Annotated in this window: 17 protein-coding genes and 1 tRNA gene; 8 read left to right on the top strand and 10 right to left on the bottom strand. The window is 52.3% G+C overall.

All coding sequences use genetic code 11. The features are described 5' to 3' along the window. Positions 1-2: 2 nt before the first annotated feature. The 3 genes from HRU79_08215 to ald form a co-directional block, all read right to left on the bottom strand. The gene (locus HRU79_08215) at positions 3-1,676 is read right to left on the bottom strand and encodes an aldehyde dehydrogenase family protein (GenBank protein ID QOJ26631.1); all 1,674 of its coding nucleotides are present in this window, start codon (positions 1,674-1,676) and stop codon (positions 3-5) included. 100 nt (positions 1,677-1,776) lie between these two features. Continuing rightward, a complete protein-coding gene (locus HRU79_08210; protein ID QOJ26630.1) occupies positions 1,777-3,183 on the bottom strand; it encodes a hypothetical protein in 1,407 nt (468 codons plus the stop codon). Positions 3,184-3,217: 34 nt separating this feature from the next. After that, complete coding sequence (gene ald, locus HRU79_08205) at positions 3,218-4,336, bottom strand: alanine dehydrogenase (protein QOJ26629.1); 1,119 nt, start codon at positions 4,334-4,336, stop codon at positions 3,218-3,220. 100 nt (positions 4,337-4,436) lie between these two features. Between ald and HRU79_08200 the strand changes: the two genes are divergently transcribed. The 5 genes from HRU79_08200 to HRU79_08180 all read left to right on the top strand — a co-directional run bounded on the left by HRU79_08200 (position 4,437) and on the right by HRU79_08180 (position 8,087). After that, positions 4,437-5,615, top strand: coding sequence for a DegT/DnrJ/EryC1/StrS family aminotransferase (locus tag HRU79_08200; GenBank protein ID QOJ26628.1), 1,179 nt, complete (start codon positions 4,437-4,439; stop codon positions 5,613-5,615). Between the two features lie 13 nt (positions 5,616-5,628). Next, the gene (locus tag HRU79_08195; GenBank protein ID QOJ26627.1) at positions 5,629-6,393 is read left to right on the top strand and encodes a hypothetical protein; all 765 of its coding nucleotides are present in this window, start codon (positions 5,629-5,631) and stop codon (positions 6,391-6,393) included. Positions 6,394-6,423: 30 nt separating this feature from the next. Further along, positions 6,424-7,353 (top strand): hypothetical protein, encoded by a 930-nt coding sequence (locus tag HRU79_08190; protein ID QOJ26626.1) that lies wholly within the window; start codon positions 6,424-6,426, stop codon positions 7,351-7,353. A gap of 5 nt (positions 7,354-7,358) precedes the next feature. Further along, on the top strand, positions 7,359-7,961 hold the full coding sequence (locus tag HRU79_08185; protein ID QOJ26625.1) for an SIS domain-containing protein: 603 nt from the start codon (positions 7,359-7,361) through the stop codon (positions 7,959-7,961). Between the two features lie 53 nt (positions 7,962-8,014). Beyond that, positions 8,015-8,087: transfer RNA gene (locus tag HRU79_08180), tRNA-Thr, on the top strand. Here HRU79_08180 and HRU79_08175 read toward each other — a convergent pair. Then, positions 8,061-8,204, bottom strand: a complete 144-nt coding sequence (locus HRU79_08175; protein QOJ26624.1) for a hypothetical protein — start codon at positions 8,202-8,204, stop codon at positions 8,061-8,063. The two genes, HRU79_08180 and HRU79_08175, sit on opposite strands and share 27 nt — an antisense overlap. Then, positions 8,204-10,495, bottom strand: coding sequence for a hypothetical protein (locus HRU79_08170; protein QOJ26623.1), 2,292 nt, complete (start codon positions 10,493-10,495; stop codon positions 8,204-8,206). Before HRU79_08170 ends, HRU79_08175 begins: the two co-directional genes overlap by 1 nt. A 52-nt stretch (positions 10,496-10,547) precedes the next feature. On the opposite strand from HRU79_08170, the gene HRU79_08165 reads away from it, so the two are divergent. The 3 genes from HRU79_08165 to HRU79_08155 all read left to right on the top strand — a co-directional run bounded on the left by HRU79_08165 (position 10,548) and on the right by HRU79_08155 (position 13,701). Beyond that, complete coding sequence (locus tag HRU79_08165; GenBank protein QOJ26622.1) at positions 10,548-11,717, top strand: class I SAM-dependent rRNA methyltransferase; 1,170 nt, start codon at positions 10,548-10,550, stop codon at positions 11,715-11,717. Between the two features lie 116 nt (positions 11,718-11,833). Continuing rightward, positions 11,834-13,258 carry a tetratricopeptide repeat protein gene (locus tag HRU79_08160; protein ID QOJ26621.1) on the top strand — a complete coding sequence of 475 codons (1,425 nt, stop codon included), beginning with the start codon at positions 11,834-11,836 and terminating at the stop codon, positions 13,256-13,258. Between the two features lie 20 nt (positions 13,259-13,278). Continuing rightward, on the top strand, positions 13,279-13,701 hold the full coding sequence (locus tag HRU79_08155) for a BrxA/BrxB family bacilliredoxin (protein QOJ26620.1): 423 nt from the start codon (positions 13,279-13,281) through the stop codon (positions 13,699-13,701). A 55-nt stretch (positions 13,702-13,756) separates the two neighbouring features. Here the strand turns inward: HRU79_08155 and HRU79_08150 are convergent, their stop codons facing one another. The 5 genes from HRU79_08150 to HRU79_08130 form a co-directional block, all read right to left on the bottom strand. After that, positions 13,757-16,267 carry a hypothetical protein gene (locus HRU79_08150; GenBank protein QOJ26619.1) on the bottom strand — a complete coding sequence of 837 codons (2,511 nt, stop codon included), beginning with the start codon at positions 16,265-16,267 and terminating at the stop codon, positions 13,757-13,759. After that, positions 16,264-16,947, bottom strand: coding sequence for a hypothetical protein (locus tag HRU79_08145; GenBank protein ID QOJ26618.1), 684 nt, complete (start codon positions 16,945-16,947; stop codon positions 16,264-16,266). Before HRU79_08145 ends, HRU79_08150 begins: the two co-directional genes overlap by 4 nt. Positions 16,948-17,101: 154 nt before the next feature. Further along, entirely contained in the window at positions 17,102-19,606 is a 2,505-nt protein-coding gene (locus HRU79_08140) for a hypothetical protein (protein QOJ26617.1), read from the bottom strand. Then, positions 19,603-20,280, bottom strand: a complete 678-nt coding sequence (locus tag HRU79_08135) for a hypothetical protein (GenBank protein QOJ26616.1) — start codon at positions 20,278-20,280, stop codon at positions 19,603-19,605. The genes HRU79_08140 and HRU79_08135 overlap by 4 nt, the downstream gene beginning before the upstream one ends. A 449-nt stretch (positions 20,281-20,729) precedes the next feature. Beyond that, positions 20,730-21,344: a DUF45 domain-containing protein gene (locus HRU79_08130; protein QOJ26615.1), complete on the bottom strand. Its 615-nt coding sequence runs from the start codon at positions 21,342-21,344 to the stop codon at positions 20,730-20,732. Positions 21,345-21,361: the final 17 nt, after the last annotated feature.

Below are 21,361 nucleotides of genomic sequence, written 5' to 3'. Positions count from 1 at the left end.
GCTCAGGCAGATGCAGCCTGCTTGCGCACGCCAACCACATGGTAGCGACCGGTGATATATCCTAAATCCGAATACGATGCCGTTCCTGCCGGATTAGCACCGGTACCGTGAAAATCGGAATACGCTGCCGACTGGTTAACCCACACAAAACTGTTAAAGTTATAGGCTACCGGGGCTCCCGCTGATACCAGGACCTGTTCCGACTGCTCGGCTTTATCAGGATCGGTTGTGTAAATCAGGACCGACAGTGCGCCGGCTTCCCGAACGGTAGCGGCTACCTCGCGCACAGCATCACCAAACGATTGTGCGGTTATCACAAACGATATCGGACCAAACCACTCACGGTGATAGGTTGCAGCATCGGCTGCCGTTGCCATCAGCAGTAATGGTGATGCCGTACGGGCCGTATCGAAGCCTGCCTGGCCAACCTCTGCCGAGTCGCGGAGTACGGGCAGACCAGTTGTGCGCGCATCAGCAACGCGCTGTGCGGTTGCCGGATTCTGAATTGTCCCCAGCGTACCCGGACCCATCTTGGGGTTACCCACCAATGTATCAATTTTTACTTTCAATCTTTCGGCAACGTCACCTGCCGGTATCAAAGCCCCCTTCACCATCACTCCCTCGGCTGGAATATAAATATTTTGAGGAGCCGTACACATCTGACCGGAGTAAAGGGATACCGAGAATGCCAGGTTATCCAGTGCTGCATCAAGATCATCGGCACTATCGATAATAACGCTGTTCACGCCTGCTTTTTCGGAGTACACAACCTTACCCAGGCGTCGGGCCGTTTCTTCCACAATGTTTCCAAAGGCCGGACCACCGGTATAGTCAACAACCTGAATTGCGGGATGTTCCAGAAGCTTCAGCGCCACAGGATTATCGGCCGAATCGGCAGCAAGCTGTATTGTTAGCGGATGTACTCCAACATCACGGAGTGTTTTCTGAATCTCGGCCACGATGATTGCAATGGGCAGCACAGCCATCGGATGCGGCTTCACGATAACGCTGCTTCCGGTAATCAGGCCTGCAAAGATGCCGGGCAACGAGTTCCACACCGGAAACGTTGAGCAGCCGATGACCAGGTTAATACCCTTTGGGATCGTTCGGTAATGTTTTTGAATATGCACCTCGAACTTGCCCATGGGCTTAGCCCAGGTGGCACTGCTGCTAAATGTTTCGTGCGCTACAACTCCCAGCGCAACAGATTCCAGTGCTCTGTCAAACGCATGGGGTCCACTGGACTGAAATGCCATCACGAAGCCCTGGCCGGTAGTATGCATGGTGGCATACCCAATTTCGAAGAACCGCTGTGCTGCGCGTTCCAGAGCTTCAATCAGAATCATCGCCCGACTGCGTACCGGCACTCTCTGCCACGATGCCTGTGCCATCCGTGCCTGCTCGGTAAGCTCGTCCACCTTGGCACTCGGGTAGGTAATATGCAGCGGGAAGCCCCAGGGCGACAGTTCGGAACCCACCGGCTCGGCATCGTTTTGCAGGAGTTCCGTAAACGGTTTTCCAAGGTGAGCCTTAAAAGCTGCTTCACCGTCGGCATTAGCAGTCTCGCCATAAATTTTCCCTGAGGGGGCTTCCGGCCAGTGTGCAAAAAACGTACGGTTACGCACAGCGCTGATTGCCGATTCAAGTGTGGATGTGTGGTCGGGAATATTCGTCATAATGTTTAAAGATTACTGTTGCACAAGTGTAGGTTAACCTCCGGTTGGCTGGTACCGCCGGTTGCAGACCTGCAGGCCGGAGACTGCAAGTTACAAGAAATTAAAAACTCCAGTTAAACCCTACAGTGGGTATAAACTGTACGCCACCGTCAGCGGCAAGGAGTGCCTTGGGTTTTACGGTAAGATCTATGGCGCTGCCAAAATCACCGTCAGGAATTGTTTCCGACAGTCCATACCCAAACAGGAAGCCGGCAACAGAGCCCACATACGGGAAAAGGACAGCGGTATCTTCGTCCGACGCACCGGTTAAGCCATACACGCCCAGTCCGGCAAGAGCACCGGCACCGGCACCGGCAGCCATGTACGTTGTAGCGGGTGGCACAAGGTCATGATCCTGAACCACCTGTAACCCCAGCCACATTCCGGAAACCGTGGTAATCAACCCGACAGCGTACAGATACACCGATGATTCCAGGTCATGCGAAATTATCGGGGCAAATGCATACGGCAGTGCAGCGCCATATACAGAAATCAGGGTGTAGGCAACAGCGTCGGACGGTGTGAAGTGATAGGCCTCGGCAAGCATCGTCCCAGCCCAGATTCCTGCGGCTGATGTTGCCAGGATGATTCCGGATGCCACACGGGTGTCAAACGCTTCGTTTGTTCTAATGCCCGATAGCACCGTACCAGCAATCTGGGCCCCCGCAATACTTCCTGTGAATGCCGATGCGGTAATTGCCGAAGCATCGCCGGCTGACATGTTGGTTTTCGCGGCAATCAGATAGCCTGCGGTAGCTTCTGATAGGCCAACAATAACAGCCAAGGCATACGGGGTTCTAAAATCAATCGGATCATCGCCAAACAATGTACCGGTCAGCAGCAGCCCGTGCCCAAGCCCCTGAAACAGTCCACCAAGTGCAAGCTCACTGGAGGCAACAGAAACATGCCTTCCCCTTGTAAGCAAGGCAGGGACCATGTAGCCAACTCCAATGCCAATCAGACCACCGTAGCCCACGTACTCGTCGGCACCCAGGGCTGCGGTGGTATATAAGCCGTAAGCAAGGCCCCAAAAGGTAGAGCCAACCAGAAGGCTGGTACGCCCGGCATCCAGCGATGCAACAGATTCCGAACCGAAACCCGACGCTCCAGCCCCTGTTCCGGTCACGGCTGATGGTTTATTATGGTAAACAGCTGTAACACGTGCTCTGACTGAGCGGACTGCTCCTTCGGAGATAACTTCATTTACGGTTACAAGAGTACCGGTGGAATCCACCCGTGAAATTTCAAGCCGGTACTCTCCATCACTCCGCTTGAACAGCCGTGCTTCGGAAAACCCAGCAGTATCGGCTTGCAGAAACCAATGCGACTTCTGCATCTGTGCCGTGATTACCCACACCGTACTGCTGTCATCAAAAGCGGCACGCACCTCCTGTGATACCGCCCGTACCTGCCCTGCAAGCATAAGCGACACCCAGATCAGAACACTACAACAGAGGTTGCGCACCATAATGTAAAAACCTTTGATAATCCGTAACCAAACGTTACCAGCCCATCACATCGTTCAGATGTTTATACTCCATATCAAATGCATCGGCAACGGCCTTGTACACGATTGTATTCTTTACGATGTTTACTCCCAGTGCCAGTTCGTGACTTTCCTTAACAGCGGCTTCCCATCCATGGTTGGCAAGGTTCATGGCATACGGAAGCGTTGCGCCGGTCAGGGCAAGTGTGGACGTATAGGGTACAGCACCGGGCATATTGGCAACGCAATAGTGAACCACGCCGTCAACAACATAGGTAGGGTTATCATGCGTGGTTGGCTTCGTTGTTTCAACACAGCCGCCCTGATCTACGGCAACGTCAACAATCACACTGCCCGGTTTCATAGTGGACAGCATGTCGCGAGTTACCAGTCGGGGAGCCTTTGCGCCCACAACAAGTACGCCACCAATCACCAAATCAGCATCAATAATCGCTTCGCGGATGTTTGCCGGGGTTGACATCTGGGTTTCACAGTTCCTTGGCATAACGTCGTCAAGGTAGCGCAGACGGTACAGATTGTTATCAAAAATGGTAACGCGAGCACCGAACCCCGCAGCGATCTTTGCAGCGTTGGTACCAACAACACCGCCGCCAAGGACGATGACGTTGGCGGGTTTAACACCCGGGACCCCGCCAAGCAGTACTCCCCGTCCCCCCATTGGATGCTCAAGATATTTAGCACCTTCCTGAGCTGACATCCGGCCAGCAACTTCCGACATCGGGATCAGCAACGGCAGCGAACCGTCTGCACGCTGCACGGTTTCGTACGCGATACAAACGGAGCCGTTTGCAACCATTGCTTCGGTAAGCTCGCGGGACGCAGCACAGTGAAAGTAGGTAAACAAAACCTGGTCCTTCCGAATAAGAGGATATTCGGGGGCAATTGGTTCTTTAACCTTTACGATCATATCGGCACGACCATATACGTCGGCTGCCGAATCTACAAGTTCGGCACCTACGGCAGCATACTTCTCATCGGCAAAACCGCTGCCTTCACCGGCAGACCGTTGTACGACTACGGTATGACCATTACGAATCATCATATCGCATCCGCCGGGAGTCATACCAACTCTTTTTTCCAGCGGCTTAATTTCTTTTGGAACACCGATTATCATTACTTTCCTCTGATAAAACATTGTTGAATAACGAGTACAAAATTGCATTAAACATTTGGTATCAGCTAATTCGGTCCGAAAACCAATAAGTTTGTACTCCATGCAGGTACCCTTACTTGATTTACAGGCCCAGTTCCGACAGTTGCAGCCACAGCTCGAAGCAGCGTTAATCCGGGTGGCACAAAGCCAGGCGTATATCCTTGGACCTGAAGTTAGTGCTTTTGAGCGGCAGGCAGCCGAATACCTTGGTGTGGACCATGCCATTGGCGTCTCCAGTGGCACCGATGCCCTGTTGCTTGCGCTGATGGCTCTGGATGTAGGCGTTGGTGACGAAGTAATTGTACCAGACTTCTCGTTTTTTGCAACGGCGGGGTGTGTGGCACGTACGGGTGCAACGCCCGTATTTGTTGATGTGGACTCCCGCGGTTTTATGATGCAGCCCGAAGCTGTAGAGTGCGCCATTACGTCGCGGACGGCTGCGATTATCCCTGTTCACCTGTTCGGACAGGCGGCAGGTCTGGAAAAGATCATGGCAATTGCAGCTCAGCATGATATCCCGGTCATCGAAGATGCGGCTCAGGCCATCGGCACCCGGGCCTGCGGAGGAACACGCGTGGGTGGCATAGGTACAATGGGCTGCTTTTCGTTTTATCCTACCAAGAACCTTGGCGCCATGGGCGATGCCGGCATGGTAACCACAAACCACGGTCACCTGGCCGATAAGCTGCGTCAGCTTCGAAACCATGGTATGGAACCCCGCTATTACCACAAATATGTTGGAGGCAACTTCCGGCTGGATGCCCTGCAGGCTGCTGTGCTTAGCATAAAAATAGAACATCTGCAGTCGTGGCACGAAGCACGCCAACGGAACGCAGAGCTGTATAACACGCTGTTTATCAAGGAAGGCCTGGCCACGGCAGCCGGCGTAACCAGCTTCGACGAGTCCAACACCATACTCCTGCCGGCAACACTGCAGCCCGAAAACGGCGCCGACGCCCATATTTATAACCAGTACACAATCCGAACCCGGCACCGCGACGCCCTGCGTGCGTACCTAACGGAGCACCAGATTGGTACCGAGATTTACTATCCCCTCCCGTTGCACAGTCAGGAATGCTTCCGTCATCTTACACGTACCGATGACGCTTTTCCGGTAACCTGCAACCTTGCGCGTACCGTACTGTCACTGCCTGTGTACCCTGAGCTAACTCGCCAACAAATCGAATACGTGGTTACAACGATTTCTAACTTTATTCGTTCTACTGCACCACAACACTAACGGGGAGTTTAGTATGGACAATCCCAATACATCAGCTCAACACTCAGTTCACTTTCGGTTTGGTACCCGGAGCAGCGAGTTCGGACTTGGCTTCTGGCTGGGCATTATCCTTGTACTTGTGGGCACAGGGTGGCTGCTGAACTCACTTGGATTAAACTTTTACGGCGATGTTATCCTACGGTGGTGGCCGGTCTCGCTATCGGTTCTGGCCATCCTGCGCCTGATTTTCCGCTCAGGCACGATTGTCGGCAACGTTATTTTATTCAGCGTTGGCGCAATCCTTCAGATGAGCGAACTTGGCTATCTCCCAGGCGGATTCTGGAGCGCATTTTGGCCTGTGCTTCTTATCCTGATTGGGATTTCCTTTATTACCAAACGAATAAAAAAAAAAGGCGATCTCAGTACGGAGCCTCTGAATGGCACACGCAACTCCCAGACTGATTCCGATACCCTGGATACCGTTGCTCTGTTCAGCTCATTTAGAGCAAGGAGTACTTCACAGCAGTTCACCGGCGGTGATCTTACCGCAGTATTCGGATCGGTTGACTGCGACCTGCGGCTGGCCGGCTTGAGAAATGCCAGCGAAACTATTACAGCAACGGCTGTTCTTGGTGGTATTACAATTCGAGTACCGTCAACGTGGACGGTGATTGTACGCGGCACTCCCATCCTTGGGTCGATAGATGACACCAATGTTATCAACTCGTCAAGTGCCGATGCACCGGTTCTGTTTATCAACGCCACGTCTGTCCTGGCTGAAATTGAAATCACCTCATAAATGACGTTATCATCACTCCTCCATTCGTTCATGTCGCTACATCGTAATCATGTTTGTTTTCTCCACCAAACAATAAAAACGCTGTGCACCGGTTTGCTGCTGGCTGGCTTTAGTATAACTGTTACCGTGCCGGTCAGTGCCCAGAAACCAAAACAGAACACTATAGGTTCGGATACAGCAATTCAGCTTAAGCTCGGCCGCGAACTCAGACCGTTCGACGAGTACCTGGTAAAGGCAATGAATATCAGGATCTCCCGTTATGCGCTCCTGCACGGCAACAGGGAAGAAACCGTACAGGCCGATACAGTGCGCTCAACGTTTGCCGGAACTGTTACCGTAAACAACGTTACAGAGGACGGACAAGAGGCGGTGAAAACCGTCGTAGTCCGCAATGCAGAAACACGGTACCAGGGACAAAACACCACGATCGTGGCCACTGGGACCACCATTAAGGCCTTCTACTCGGATACAGGCTACGTTTATACTGTTAACGATGATACCCTGGCTGCCGCAGTAACTGCCGACCTTGTTGGACTCTTGCGCTCGGAGGGGGGCTTAAAAACCGGTGTTATCATGAATCCGCCTAAGCCAGTTCGTGTTGGCGATTCGTGGCACATTAATGCCGATGCCTTTGCCGCAACCCTGGGGAGTCCGCCCAAGAATAAAAAACGCATTGTTACCGGAAAGGCAACATTTAAAAAAGTTGACGTTTTGCACGATATTCCCGTAGCCGTTGTCAGCATGAAGGCTTCCGTTACCAATGCTGTGGATTCGTTGGAAGGTATGCCTGTGGAGAATGCTACGATTGAAGCAACGCTGGATATAGCCGTCCCTATTGACGAACGGTATCCAACGGTCTGGGTTGCCTCGAACACCCACTTCGCTGCTACCGTAGGTAAGGCACCTCAACAAATGCGAATTTCGTACACCGTTGACGATGAGTTTGATTTCCAGAGATAACCATTATGTCAAGCCCCTTCACACTATCACGTATTGCTTCTACGATTACCGAGAGTATCAGCACTAAACAGGAGTTGCTGCAAACACAGTCACAGAATATTTTGGACTGTGGTGAACTTCTGGCATCCGCCGCCGTCAGTAACGCACTTATCATGTTGTGTGGAAACGGCGGGAGTGCTGCCGATAGTCAGCATATTGCGGCAGAACTGGTGGTGCGCCTTCGCGGCTCAGTAGAACGTCGGGCTATTAAAGCCATGGCGCTGACTGTTGACTCGTCGGTTCTTACGGCCGGTGGCAACGACTACGGGTACAACAGAGTTTTCGAAAGGCAGGTAGAAGCCTTTGCCTCGCCCGGAAGCGTGCTTGTTGCCATCAGCACCAGCGGTACTTCGGCCAATGTGGTGCAGGCAGTTACACGGGCAAACATGCTTGGTGTTCAAACGGTTGGTTTGTTAGGGGGCTCGGGCGGAGTGTTAAACGGTCTCTGCACAAAAAGTGTTGTGGTTCCTTCAACCAACACTGCGCGGATTCAGGAGTGTCACATCATGATTGGTCACCTGTGGTGCGAAATGATCGAGGAGGCCGTTGCCCCGGAGTTGTTCCGATAGCAACACACTGTTTTTTTGAAGAATAGCCACTGCATTTGTATTTTTGTTGCTCTGCCGATGTAGCTCAGCTGGTAGAGCAGCTGATTTGTAATCAGCAGGTCACCAGTTCAAGTCTGGTCGTCGGCTCAGTAAACTCCACCGTAGGGTGGAGTTTTTTTTTACCAGGCGCTGTACCAGGCGCTGTTCATTAATCCCCGGATGTGTGGTGACGGTGTGTGACTGAGCCCCCTTCCGGATATTCATTATTCCTGTAATATCAGGCGGACATCCTGATGACTGCCACTGTGAAGTCTGAGCAGATAGAGGCCGGCGGGGAGGCTGGACAAGTGCACCGCGGACGGAACTGCTGAAATACGGACGGTATGGTTCTCTACAAGTGTTCCCTGAAGAGTGTACACCGAAACTGTTGCCAACGCTGCCGGGTTTCCGGAAATACTTACCCTGCCTGTCTGCTGTTCGTAACCGGTTATCTGCAGTGGAGTATTCAAAAACATAACAGCACGGAGGAGTTTCCCGCATGCAGTAACCGCAAACGTAGTGTCAGCGGTCCAAACAGGCTGACACGTCAGCGACGTTGCGCTCCGTAATGCAATCCGCACCGTATCGGTGAATAGCAATGCAATCCCTCGAATGCTGATCACGTTTTTATTATCCTTCAGTTCGGTTCTAACACCCAGAATCAGCGTGTCTGTCCCAGCAGTTCTACGGTACAGTTCCATCCCATGCGTAACCCGGACATCTGTTAGTGCCCTTGCAGGGATGCTAACTTCTGTTATGATCTCGGCAATTGGTACCCCATCGGTGACTGCAATCTGAATAACGGCTTCGGAGCCGGCTTCAGCAACCGATGGAACAACACTCAGAGTAACAGGAGGCATTCCGTGTGGGTAGCTGTAAACTATGACTGTATCAGTAGAGCTGCAACCGTGTTCGTTCCAACCGCGGACAACAAATGCGGTATGTGTGAACACCCGAACGATGGGGTCAGGAGAAAATCGGTTTCCAATACCCTGCTGTGCCTCCCATTCATAGCGTACGCCACCCGTTGCCGCTAACCGTCCCGATGCACTATCGCATAAAATCACATCCGCACCGGCACTAATTACCGGAAGTTGGTGAACCAGCACAAAGTGAGTGGCCGTATCGGCACCCCATTGATTCCTGGTGATTAGGCGTATGGCAAACCGACCGGCTGTCCGATAACATACCGCCGGAGGACTTTCACCGCTAAAGACAGCCGGCTCAGCGCCATCAAATGTCCATAACCACTGTGCTGGCGAGTTTGTGCTAATGCTGCTAACCTGAAGACACTCACCGGAACAGATAGCGGTATCGGCAGTGATCCTACTAACCGGTGGTGCACAACTGTTTAGCCGACCAAGCTTATAGAATGATGTAACGATGGTTGGCAAACCAACAACAATGTCGGATGACGGCAGCAGCACAACCTCATCGGCACGGAAACCGCAGTCCGGAGCTGCACTATCAGGACTGGCAATACTAACTACTGACGTTTCCATTGCCAGCCACAGCTTCCCGTCGGGTCCTGCCTGAATACCGCCATTGTAAAAGTCAGAAACGGCTGGTTTTAGTGACCCCACAACTACTGGGTTCACGGTATTGGTCACATCGTACTGTCTGACGACAGATCCGTTCTCGGTTCGGGTTGCCCATTGAACACCGTAAACATATCTACCATTTGGTGAAAAGCAGACTCCGTAGTTTCGGGATACCGGATCCAGGACGCGGGCATTTGAAACTATTCCGGTGGAAATATCAAAATCGAATACCTCTGTTGAATAGCTGAATGGTGTAGCCATTGCAAGCTTGGAACCATCCTGCGAGAAAGCCATCAGGCCTTGTCCGTACGCACCACCCAACACACTGTCGGCACGTGGTGTATTCACTGCACCCACAACACTCTTCACCGCCGGCTGAAGCCCCTTCCCGGATAGCTGGTATGCATAAAATGCCGGCTCGGACCGTGCGTGAACAACAAGCCAGAACGAACGTCCATCACAATGATGTGTAACAGCGAGTTTTTCTGCAAAGCCCGAGTCAACCACCACATTTTTCTGAACCACTTCCCATCTGCCATCCCTGTACTCAACCGTGTTCATGGTCAGTGCAGAATCGGGCGGCTGAATCGCCGAAGACTGGTCACCGATACAGAATATGTAGAACCGTGTTGCTTCGTGCGGGTACTTGAATACCGGATCGGGAAGGATAACTACGCAGCTCGAGCTGGAGTTGCCTCCGCGCAAACCGGCGCCGTTAGCAACAACAGCACCTGACGCATCGTACACTTGCTTACCATTCGAACTCAGGATTAGATTACCCGTTATGGGGTTACACCACATCGAACTCCCTTCGTCAGTGTAAAACGGAGCAGAAACTGGCGTGGGAGGAGCAGTGCGGAAATCTAATCCGGCAAAATTCCCGAACTGCCACACTGCATATTCGTTTTGAGTATGGACAGGAAGAGTTGCCCATAACACGGTAACGAAAAGCGCTATTGACCTGAGTACCGTCATACACTACTAACAATCTACAACACAAATCGTTTACTGAAGGTTATTTTTCATAATGAAAATTGCACGCTTAAAACCGCATAAGCATAAAAATCTGTACGGAGGCTACCAGTGGGTGTTCACTACAGAATTGGCCGAACCTCCGCAGGCTGCAGCCGGGGATATTGTAACGGTGATTTCTGACGCCGGTCGTGAGATTGGCATCGGTTTCTATAATCCTAAGAGCAGGATTGCCGTGCGCATCATTGGCACGTGCGATGACGTGGTGGACACCGGTTTCTTTGTTAACAGATTTCGGCAGGCACTTGCCCTGCGCACGCGTTTTGTTGGCAGCAGTCAGGCCTACCGGCTGGTGTTTGGCGAATCCGACATGCTCAGCGGACTCATTATAGATATTTTTAGCAACGTTGCGGTTGTGCAAACATTTAGTTACGGCATGGACATTCGTCTGACAGAGATATCCAACGCACTTCGAACCGTTCTGCCACATCTTACAGCAATCGTTGAACGCAATACCATGCAGGTACGTATCAAGGAAGGCCTTCCGCTCCGTGAAGGTGTACTGTGGGGTGCCGTATCCGGACCGGTAGAGTTTACCGAAAACGGAATCCGACTGTTTGCCAATGTGCTGGACGGACAAAAGACGGGGTATTTTTTGGATCAAAAAGTGAACCGACACTGGGTGCAGCAGTACTCCCGCGGATTATCAGTCCTTGATACCTTTTGCAATGTGGGTGGCTTTGCCCTGAATGCCGGTCTTGGTGGGGCAGTGCAGGTTCTGGGTATCGACAGTTCGGCATCTGCAATCGAAAGTGCGCGGCTCCATGCTGCAGCGAACGGCCTCACCACCGTGAACTTTGAAGTTGGCAATGTATTCGACGTGCTGAAGGATCAGGCGCTGAGTGGGCGCACCTGGGACATGGTCATACTTGACCCTCCGTCGTTTGCAAAAACCCGCTCCGCACTTGCGGGCGCGCGATCCGGCTACGCAACCCTGAACCGGGCAGCCCTGAAACTCATCCCTCCGAATGGCTACCTGGTAACCTCGTCGTGCACGCAGCTTGTAACCGAGCACGACCTCCTTGATATTGTGTATGCCGAAGCAGCACGATTAAACAAGTCATTACGTCTTATCCACCGTGGCAATCAGGCACCCGATCACCCGATTCTTCTTGCAATGCCCGAAACCCAGTACCTGAAGTTTCTCGTGTTCAGTGTTTATTAGTGAAAGGGGCTTTAACAGATTGTCCACATCCACCACTTTCTTAATCGTTCTCTTCCTGTTCATGCGTACATTGCATACAACAGCGGACAGATGTTTCACTTACTTTCGGGTACGTCATGCTGGAGTTTTTTAGTGACGACGATGCCGCCGATGAACCGGATGGTAAAAATTTAGATGAAACGTTGCAGCAGTTCCGGGAGTCACACCGCAGCGGACAATGGCAGAACGGTTTACCTGGTGCCGATGCACTGGAAGCGGTAGTTCACTACTGCCTTGAACTACGTAAGTTCGATGATGCCCTAACCTTTGCGCTCATGTGGTGTGATGTTACTCCCTACAGTGCCGACGCATGGCATAAACTGGGCGTTGCAATGTGTAGTCTCGGACGTTGGGCAGACGCCCTTACCGTGTACTCCAAGGCTGCTGAACTCGATCCGGTTGACACTGAAATCCAGGTGAACAAAGCAATTGCACTGGAGCAACTCGGCAACCTGGAGCAGGCAGGTCTGGTTGTGGATGCGGTTCTTGTATCCGACCCGGATAACTCCGACGCTCTGTTTACAAAGGCAATGATCCTTGCCAAAAAACTTCGGTTCGACGAGGCTCGTCGCCTGTTTGCCTACCTGAGCAAACAGGATGAGCTCGCACGCGATGCACTGTTCGAGCTGGCATACTGTCATGAAGCACTCGACGATTTCGCCTCGGCAGTACAGGTGTACGATAAACTGATTGATCTGGATCCGTACGACGAGAATGCATGGTTTAACAAGGGAGTAATAATAGGTAAGAGTCAGGCTTTTCGTGGAGCAATCCGGTGCTACGAAATGGCAACGCTCATTAAGCCTGATTTTGTTAATGCCTGGTTTAACATGGGTAACGCATATTCTGCAACGGGAAATGTTGACAGAGCAATTGAGGCATACTCCGAAGCTCATACTGCCGATCCGCTGGATGTTCCTGTTATGCACAACCTTGCCGCAACACTTGAAGACAGAGGACGATTCATTGATGCAATCGCCATGTTTACCAAGGCTATTCAGGCAGATCAGCAGCACGCTCCGTCGTACTTTGGCCGCGGCACGTGTCATGACGCCCTAGAGAGTTTTCATGATGCTCTTCAGGACTACAATGCAGCATTGGAACTGGACCCGACGGTTGCCGAAGTATGGTATGCAAAGGCCGACGTGCTGGCTAACATGAAACAGTACCAGGATGCCGTCGGCTGCTATCGTGCTGCTCTCGAATTGCAACCGAACGATGCCATGTGCTGGCTTGACCTTGGTGAAGCATTGCTTGATGCCGGCAACACTACCGATGCCATTGAATCGTTCTCATGCGCACTCTCGCTGGAACCAGACTGTGCAGACACTCATATTTCAATGGCTAAGGGGCTATGTATAATGGGGAAACCCGCTGAAGCTGCAGAGTATCTGAAAGCAGGTATTCAGTTGGATAGTTCCAAACGTGATACTTTTGAATCAGAATTCCCGCCAGTGGTTGGTCCGCTGGAAATGGAATATTTACGAACACTTCTTACTTAATATCCCAGGTTAATATTACTATGCCATACGATCCAATGTTTGTGCAGCCAATGCGCGAAGAACTTACCAGAGCCGGATTCCAGGAGCTTCTCACTGAAGCGGATGTTGATGCGGCTGTTGCCCGGCCGGGCCTTACCATGGTTGTTGTGAATTCAGTGTGTGGCTGTGCTGCTGCAGGCGCCCGCCCCGCAATTGTTAAAGCAATTCAGCACGCCAGTCGTCCTGACCACTTAGTTACCGTATTTGCCGGACAAGACCTCGAAGCCACAGAGCGAGCCCGGAGTTACTTCACAGGCATGCCACCGTCATCGCCCTCCGTAGCACTGCTGCGCGACGCCGAGCTGGTCGGCTTCATGCCACGTCACCAAATCGAAGGTCATACACCGGACCAAATTGCAACTGCTCTTACATCTGCATTCGAAGAGCTGAGCAAAACTGCATAATCTTCCAGGATACAAAATATGTAAGGTTGGAGTGTCTGGTACGCTCCAACCTTTTTTATTCCTGCACCTGCAGCGGCCGGGTGGTAACGGCGCCTCCACTGCCGGAAACCAGCAGGTACATGCCACAAGGGAGGTCACCCAATTGCAGCGGCACGTCGATGCTCTCCGATGCAGGCAGGCCGCGTGTGCGGGAACGCAGGTCGGCAACGGTACGACCCATGATGTCAATAATCTTTAGTACCTCTGCCTCGCCCTGCAGAAGCCCCGTGTTGTGCAGGCGCAGCGTGATTGTACTGCCGCCCGGGTTGGGGTAGCTCTCGGCCCAGAAGATACGTCCGCCGTCTTCGGCGGCCTCCACGCCCGACGGCTGCGCCGCCACCGTGTAGATCCCCTGATTGGTGCTGATGTACAGGTTGCCGTGAGCGTCGAACATCACATGTGAGACAGCGGTTTTGCCGGCGGGAAGACCCGATACTTCACGCCACGTTTGCCCTGCGTCATCCGACCACAGTACCTGGTCGAATGCAGCCCAGGCTATCGTCTGCTCACCGAAGAATGTTGCATTACTGATATTATCACGCCAGCCGGTCTTCCGTGGTGCGGAGGCTACCTCCCGCCAGGTGTTGCCCTGATCCCGTGAGTACAGCAAACGAAGATTGCTCATCTCAGCCGTTGTGCGATCAACACCGTCTGCTCCGGGCTCGGTATCTATGTGTACCGTAACATCGGCTGCCGTTACCCACAGGGAGGCATCAGAACGGCGGACGCTAACTGACAGTACCATTGGCGGGTTGCCGGGCAGCGTGCTTTGTGTCCACGTAGTGCCCTGATCTGCAGAGAGCCATAAGCCCCCTGCCACAGTACCGTCTGGTTCTAAGTCTTTTTCCCTGTACATTCCCCGCAAGCCTGCCACCAGGACGCCGTTGCTTTCCGCCAGGGTGCCAATAATTGCCGTCGTATCCCATGGCACCGGAAGAGGCTCATAGTCATCGCTGCCGGCACGGCGGATGCTCAGTCCGTGGTGGCCCGCAAGCTCATCACCCCACGAAGTGTGCACCCATGCGCTGGTGGAGTCTGCACGCTCCTGAATTATCCTTCCATCGGCAGTGACACGGTGCAGTGCCTCGCCACCGGCAACAACGCCGGCAGAGTCTGACCACAGCCTGTTCGTACCAGACAGAAGTGACGAAACATCTGTTTGACGGGAGAGTTTTCTGGCGACAAGATTGTTCCGGAGAAGCAGGCTTCTGTTGCTGCTGTCAAGCTCAAAGACATTACCCGTGGACTCGGCAAACACCAGGCGGCCATTGACCAGTACACCCTTGTCAACCGGTATGGCAACGGCACGGCCGTACGGATCGTTAATCGTGCCAAGAAGCTCTGTCTCTCCGGTAAAGATATTTACCGATGCGATAGCTCTCTTGTTGTCGAAATACAGAAGCAAACTGTCAGTTTGCAAATCAAACCGCGGCATGCTGAGCGACCGTACCGGCACATCACGAACCGACCGGGTTTCGGTATTCAGGACTACCACTTTATTGTTTCTGGTATCGTACGGATCATAGGCCGTAAGGGCAACAGTATTGTGATGTGATGAGTGGGGAACATCTACCGAGAGCATACCCGCTCCGGCAAAGTCTTCCGGCAGCAGCTGTGCCCTGTCACCGACAATGACAGCACACCGGTAAAACATGCCACTCAAATGCACAAAAAGAAACAGTGACCCGCCATCAAGATGATATGTCGTCTCTAGTGAGTATTTCTCCATCGGGTTACCATCCTCATCAACCAAGGTAAGGCGCTGATACTCACCGCTGTTGTTTTTCTGTACATACAGCTTTGAGCCCAACCCTATAACCGTGCTGTCGGATGTTCGATACACTTTATGAATCGAGGCAGGGACTGCGTCGGTTGGCACAAACCGCTCGCTATCCCAATCAAGTTCGTACCACTGACGCTGGTTACGGTGCCTGTACAAAAAACGGCCGTCGCCAGCATAACTGAAGTCATCATAGTCCAACTCACCCACAGGAAAGTCAAATTGCGCATCAAAAAACGTGTGGCCTGAATCCCGGGTAAAGCTCCAGCCCAGCCTGCCATGCTTGCCGTCAGGAAACAGATACGGAGAACGCGGGCCAAATCCCTGCGTCGTTAACGTCGGATGCTGCTCCCAGTGCAATCCGCCGTCATGCGAGACCAGAGTTTTGTAAGTATTATCCTGCAGTTTCGTAGAACCGCCGGCAATAAAATATCCCTGATGAACACTGGCACAGCCGTAATACTGTAAAAAATACGCTGCTACCTCCGGGGGGAATACGGCATCGAAGGTGCGGAACATATCCGTTGTACGCAGAACTCCCTCCTCACCTGTCATACACAGGCCCGTTATCCCGTCATACGCAATGGCCGGTGTGTTGCCAATGCCATTTAGCATAGAGGTTATCCAGTGCCGCACCGACACAACCTCGGCGTGTTGCCCAAAGCCCAGTGCAGGACCCAGCAACAAAACAACAAGGGCAGGAAGCAGAATGTTCCGAAAAAGAATAGTAAAACTAAGAATTCTCATGGCTGTACACACGATTCTATGCCTAGAAATTCACAGTTCGCCTGCAAGCATCCTAACGGGCACTGGACAAAGTCATGGTGTCCACAAACAGTAATAAAACACTGCGTGCAGTTACCACCCTGGTTGCAGTACCGCCACTCTGCAAAGCAGTACTGCTCACAGGCAGCCTCGTTGCACACCTCGATGCAGCCTGCTATCCAGCGGTAACAGCGCGGGAAGGCGATGATATGGCAGTACGCATCAATACTTGTTTGAGGCGTCCCAAGCGGGCACGGCCCGACAGAGCCGAGACTACAGTCCGGTATTGTTGCCCCGAAGCAGTTGTCGGTGCACAGGTTGGTGGCTCTGATGATACCGTTATATATCTTCTCTGCCGCTATGTTCTGGATTGCCGGTGGCACGCAAATGCGTCTGATCCAGGATACCTGGTCGAGTGGATAGATGCATAGAGGCCATCTGCAAGGATTACGAATCAGACCTTGAGTTGGCAGTTGCCGGTTATACTCAATGGTAATATCGTAATCGGTACCATCAACACAGATGGTATAGTCACATGTAAAATCGGGCAATGGAAACTGACAGTTTAAACTGTCTTGCCCGTTGCATTGAGCTTGTATTGTGATCGGCATAATGCATGCCAGCATCCCAATGAATGACAACGTAAGCAGTACGCGCTTCATGCCGTTTCTCCCCTTGATGAAGTATTGTTGCACCAAACATACAACACACTGCTATACATTGCAAATGGGTTGTGTAATCAGGTACACGGCACTGTTACAGAATAGTCCTACCATTCTCCGGCAATGTCATGAATAGTGTTTTCCTTTAAACATCTTATTCCTGCATCTGCAGCGGCCGGGTGGTAACGGCGCCTCCACTGCCGGAAACCAGCAGGTACATGCCACAAGGGAGGTCACCCAATTGCAGCGGCACATCGATACTCTCCGATGCAGGCAGGCCGCGTGTGCGGGAACGCAGGTCGGCAACGGTACGACCCATGATGTCAATAATCTTTAGTACCTCTGCCTCGCCCTGCAGAAGCCCCGTGTTATGCAGACGCAGCGTTATTGTGCTGCCGCCCGGGTTGGGATAACTCTCAGCCCAGAAAATACGTCCGCCGTCTTCGGCGGCCTCCACGCCCGACGGCTGCGACGCCACCGTGTAGATCCCCTGATTGGTGCTGATGTACAGGTTGCCGTGAGCGTCGAACATCACATGTGAGACAGCGGTTTTGCCGGCGGGAAGACCCGTTACTTCACGCCACGTTTGCCCTGCATCGTCCGACCACAGTACCTGGTCGAATGCAGCCCAGGCTACCGTCTGCTCACCGAAGAATGTTGCATTACTGATATTATCACGCCAGCCGGTCTTCCGTGGTGCGGAGGCTGCCTCCCGCCAGGTGTTGCCCTGATCCCGTGTGTACAGCAAACGAAGATTGCTCATCTCGGCCGTTGTGCGATCAACACCGTCTGCTCCGGGCTCGGTATCTATGTGTACCGTAACATCGGCTGCCGTTACCCACAGGGTGCCGTCAGCAGGGCGGACGCTAACTGACAAAATCATCAGCGGGTCACCGGGCAGTGTGCTCTGCCTCCACGTGGCGCCCTGATCTGCAGAGAGCCATAAGCCCCCTGCCATAGTACTGTCTGGTTCTAAGTTTTTTTCCCTGTACATTCCCCGTAGGCCTGCCACCAGAACACCATTGCTTTCCGCCAGGGTGCCAATAATTGCTGTCGTATCCCATGGCACCGGAAGAGGCTCATAGTCATCGCTGCCGGCACGGCGGATGCTCAGCCTGTGGTGGCCTGCAAGCTCATCGCCCCACGAAGTGCGCACCCACGCACTGGTGGAATCGGCACGCTCCTGCCGTATACTCCCATCGGCAGTGACACGGTGCAGTGCCGATCCACCAACAATAATGTCTGCAGAGTCGGACCAGGTGAAATTTGCACCCATACGTATGGATGAAAATATCGTATGATTGCCGAGGTTTCTGCCGATAAGATTTTTCCGGAGAAGCAGGCTTCTGTTACCACTGTCAAGCTCAAAGACATTTCCGGTATAATCGGTAAATACTAACCGGTCATTGGCAAGCACGCCTTTGTCAACCGGTATGGCAACGGTACGGTCATAAGAATCGTTGATCGTACCAAGAAGCTCTGTCTCACCGGTAAAGATATTTACCGATGCTATTGTCATTTTATCAAAATACAGAAGCAAACTGTCAGTTTGCAAATCAAACCGTGGCATGATGAGTGACCGTACCGGCACCTCACGAACGGACCGGGTTTCGGCATTCAGGACTACCACTTTATTGTTTCGGGAGTCGTACGGATCATAGGCCGTAAGGGCAACAGTATTGTGATGTGATGAGTGGGGAACATCTACCGAGAGCATACCCGCTCCGGCAAAGTCTTCCGGCAGCAGTTGTGCCTTGTCGCCGACAACGACAGCACTCCGGTTAAACATTCCGCTCAAATGCACAAAAAGAAACAGCGACCCGCCATCAAGATGACATGCCTTTGATAGTGAGTATTTCTCTACCGGGGTACCATCCTCATCGACCAAGGTAAGGCGCTGATACTCCGGGCTGTTATTTTTCTGTACATATAGCTTTGAGCCTAATCCTATAACCGTGCTGTCGGATGTTTGATACACTTCATAAATCGAGGCAGGCACTACATCGGTTGGCACAAACCGCTTGCTATCCCAATCGAGTTCGTACCACTGATTCTGGCTACGGTGCCTGTATAAAAAACGACCATCGCCGGCGTAATGATAGTCTCCTATGTCCAATTCATGGAGTGGAAAGTCATATTGTGCATCAAAAAACGTACGGCCTGAATCCCGGGTAAAGCTCCAGCCCAGCCGGCCATGCTTGCCGTCCGGAAACAGATATGGAGATCGGGGAACAAATCCCTGCGTCGTTAACGTTGGATGCTGCTCCCAGTGCAATCCGCCGTCATACGAGACCAGAGTCTTGTAAGCATCATGCAAGTTCGTACGACCGCCGGCAATAAAATATCCCCGATGAACACTGGCGCAGCCGTACTCATCGGCAAAATAATCTGCTACCTCCGGGGGGAATACGGCATCGAAGGTGCGGAACATATCCGTTGTACGCAGAACTCCAACTTCACCTGTCATACACAGGCCGGTTATCCCGTCATACGCAATTGCCGGTGTGTTGCCGTTGCCACTCTCTATAGAGGTTATCCAGTGCCGCACCGACACAACTTCGGCGTGTTGCCCGAAACCCAGTGCAGGACTCAGCAGCAAAACAACAACAGCAAAGAACAGAATATTCCCAACTAGAACTGTAACGTATAGACCTCTCATTGCTGCACACACGATGTTATACCGAGAAGATCACAATTAAATTTAGAGCATTCATGAGGGCATTGAATAAAAGAATGGTGGTCACAAACAGTAATAAAACACTGTGTGCAGTTACCACCCTGGTTGCAGTACCGCCATTCTGCAAAACAGTACTGCTCACAGGCAGCCTCGTTGCACACCTCGATGCAACCTGCTATCCAGCGGTAACAGCGCGGGAAGGCGATGATATGGCAGTAGGCATCAATGCTTGCCGAAGGTGACGGGCACGGTCCGGTAGAGGGGATACTGCAATCAGGTATTGTTGCTCCGAAGCAGGTGTCGGTACACAGGTTGGTGGCTCTGATGATACCGTTGTATATCTTCTCTGCCGCTATATTCTGGATTGCCGGTGGTACGCAAATACGTCTGATCCACGATACCTGGTCAAGTGCACGGTCGCATTGAGCCCAAGGGCAAGGATTACGAATCGGTCCCAGCGTTGGGAGTTGCCGGTTATACTCAATGGTAATATCGTAATCGGTACCATCAACACAGATGGTATAGTCACATGTAAAATCGGGCAATGGAAACTGACAGTTTAAACTGTCTTGCCCGTTGCATTGAGCTTGTATTGTGATCGGCATAATGCATGCCAGCATCCCAATGAATGACAACGTAAGCAGTACGCGCTTCATGCCGTTTCTCCCCTTGATGAAGTATTGTTGCACCAAACATACAACACACTGCTATACATTGCAAATGGGTTGTGTAATCAGGTACACGGCACTGTTACAGAATAGTACTACCATTCTCCGGCAATGTCATGAATAGTGTTTTCCTTTAAACATCTTATTCCTGCATCTGCAGCGGCCGGGTGGTAACGGCGCCTCCACTGCCGGAAACCAGCAGGTACATGCCACAAGGGAGGTCACCCAATTGCAGCGGCACGTCGATGCTCTCCGATGCAGGCAGGCCGCGTGTGCGGGAACGCAGGTCGGCAACGGGGTACGACCCATGATGTCAATGATCTTTAGTACCTCTGCCTCGCCCTGCAGAAGCCCCGTGTTATGCAGACGCAGCGTTATTGTGCTGCCGCCCGGGTTGGGATAGCTAACCTCTCTGGTTACAGAGCGTTCGAAGCACATTATTCCAGTACAAGAGCCCAAGCCTGCAAATCTTTATCTGCCTGAACATAATCCGGGTATAAACTCGATGCCAGGTGTTTAAACTGTCGTCCATGATTCATATAAACAAGATGGGCAAGTTCATGGGCAATTACGGCTTTAGAGCATCTGTCGGGTACTCGTATTAGCAGGGTGTTCAGCAGAACTGTGCCGTTAGCAGAGCACGAACCCCAGCGACGGCGCATCCGGCGAACTGCCAGCCTTTTAAACCTTAGCGCATGCACGCCTAGGCCGGGCAGAATATCGGTAAGAAATTCATTAAACACCAGTAGTGACTGCTTGCGTTCCCACCTGTCGCGCATGGCCAAAGCCCCCTCCCATACCTGTTCAGAGCCACGGTGATAGAAGCCATCAGGCTGCGTAAGTTTGGGCAGTGTGTTCCTGGCGGCAAGCAGTTGGCCAAGTTTGCTGTGTATCCACTGCTGCCGAGACAGGATAAACGATGTGATAGCTGATTCAGGTTCACGGAGAGGAGCACGCACAACTACAGCTCCCGAATGCTGAATCTCGACCGCCAGGGTGCGACGCTTACTGCGAACCACCGAATACGGGATATCGGTAACCTTTTGATCCATTTATTGTTACTATACAA

This window comes from Ignavibacteria bacterium, assembly GCA_015709655.1.
Classification (GTDB): domain Bacteria; phylum Bacteroidota; class Ignavibacteria; order Kapaibacteriales; family Kapaibacteriaceae; genus OLB6.
Note: the sequence above shows the minus strand (reverse complement) of the source record. Positions and strands in the feature narration are given on the sequence as shown.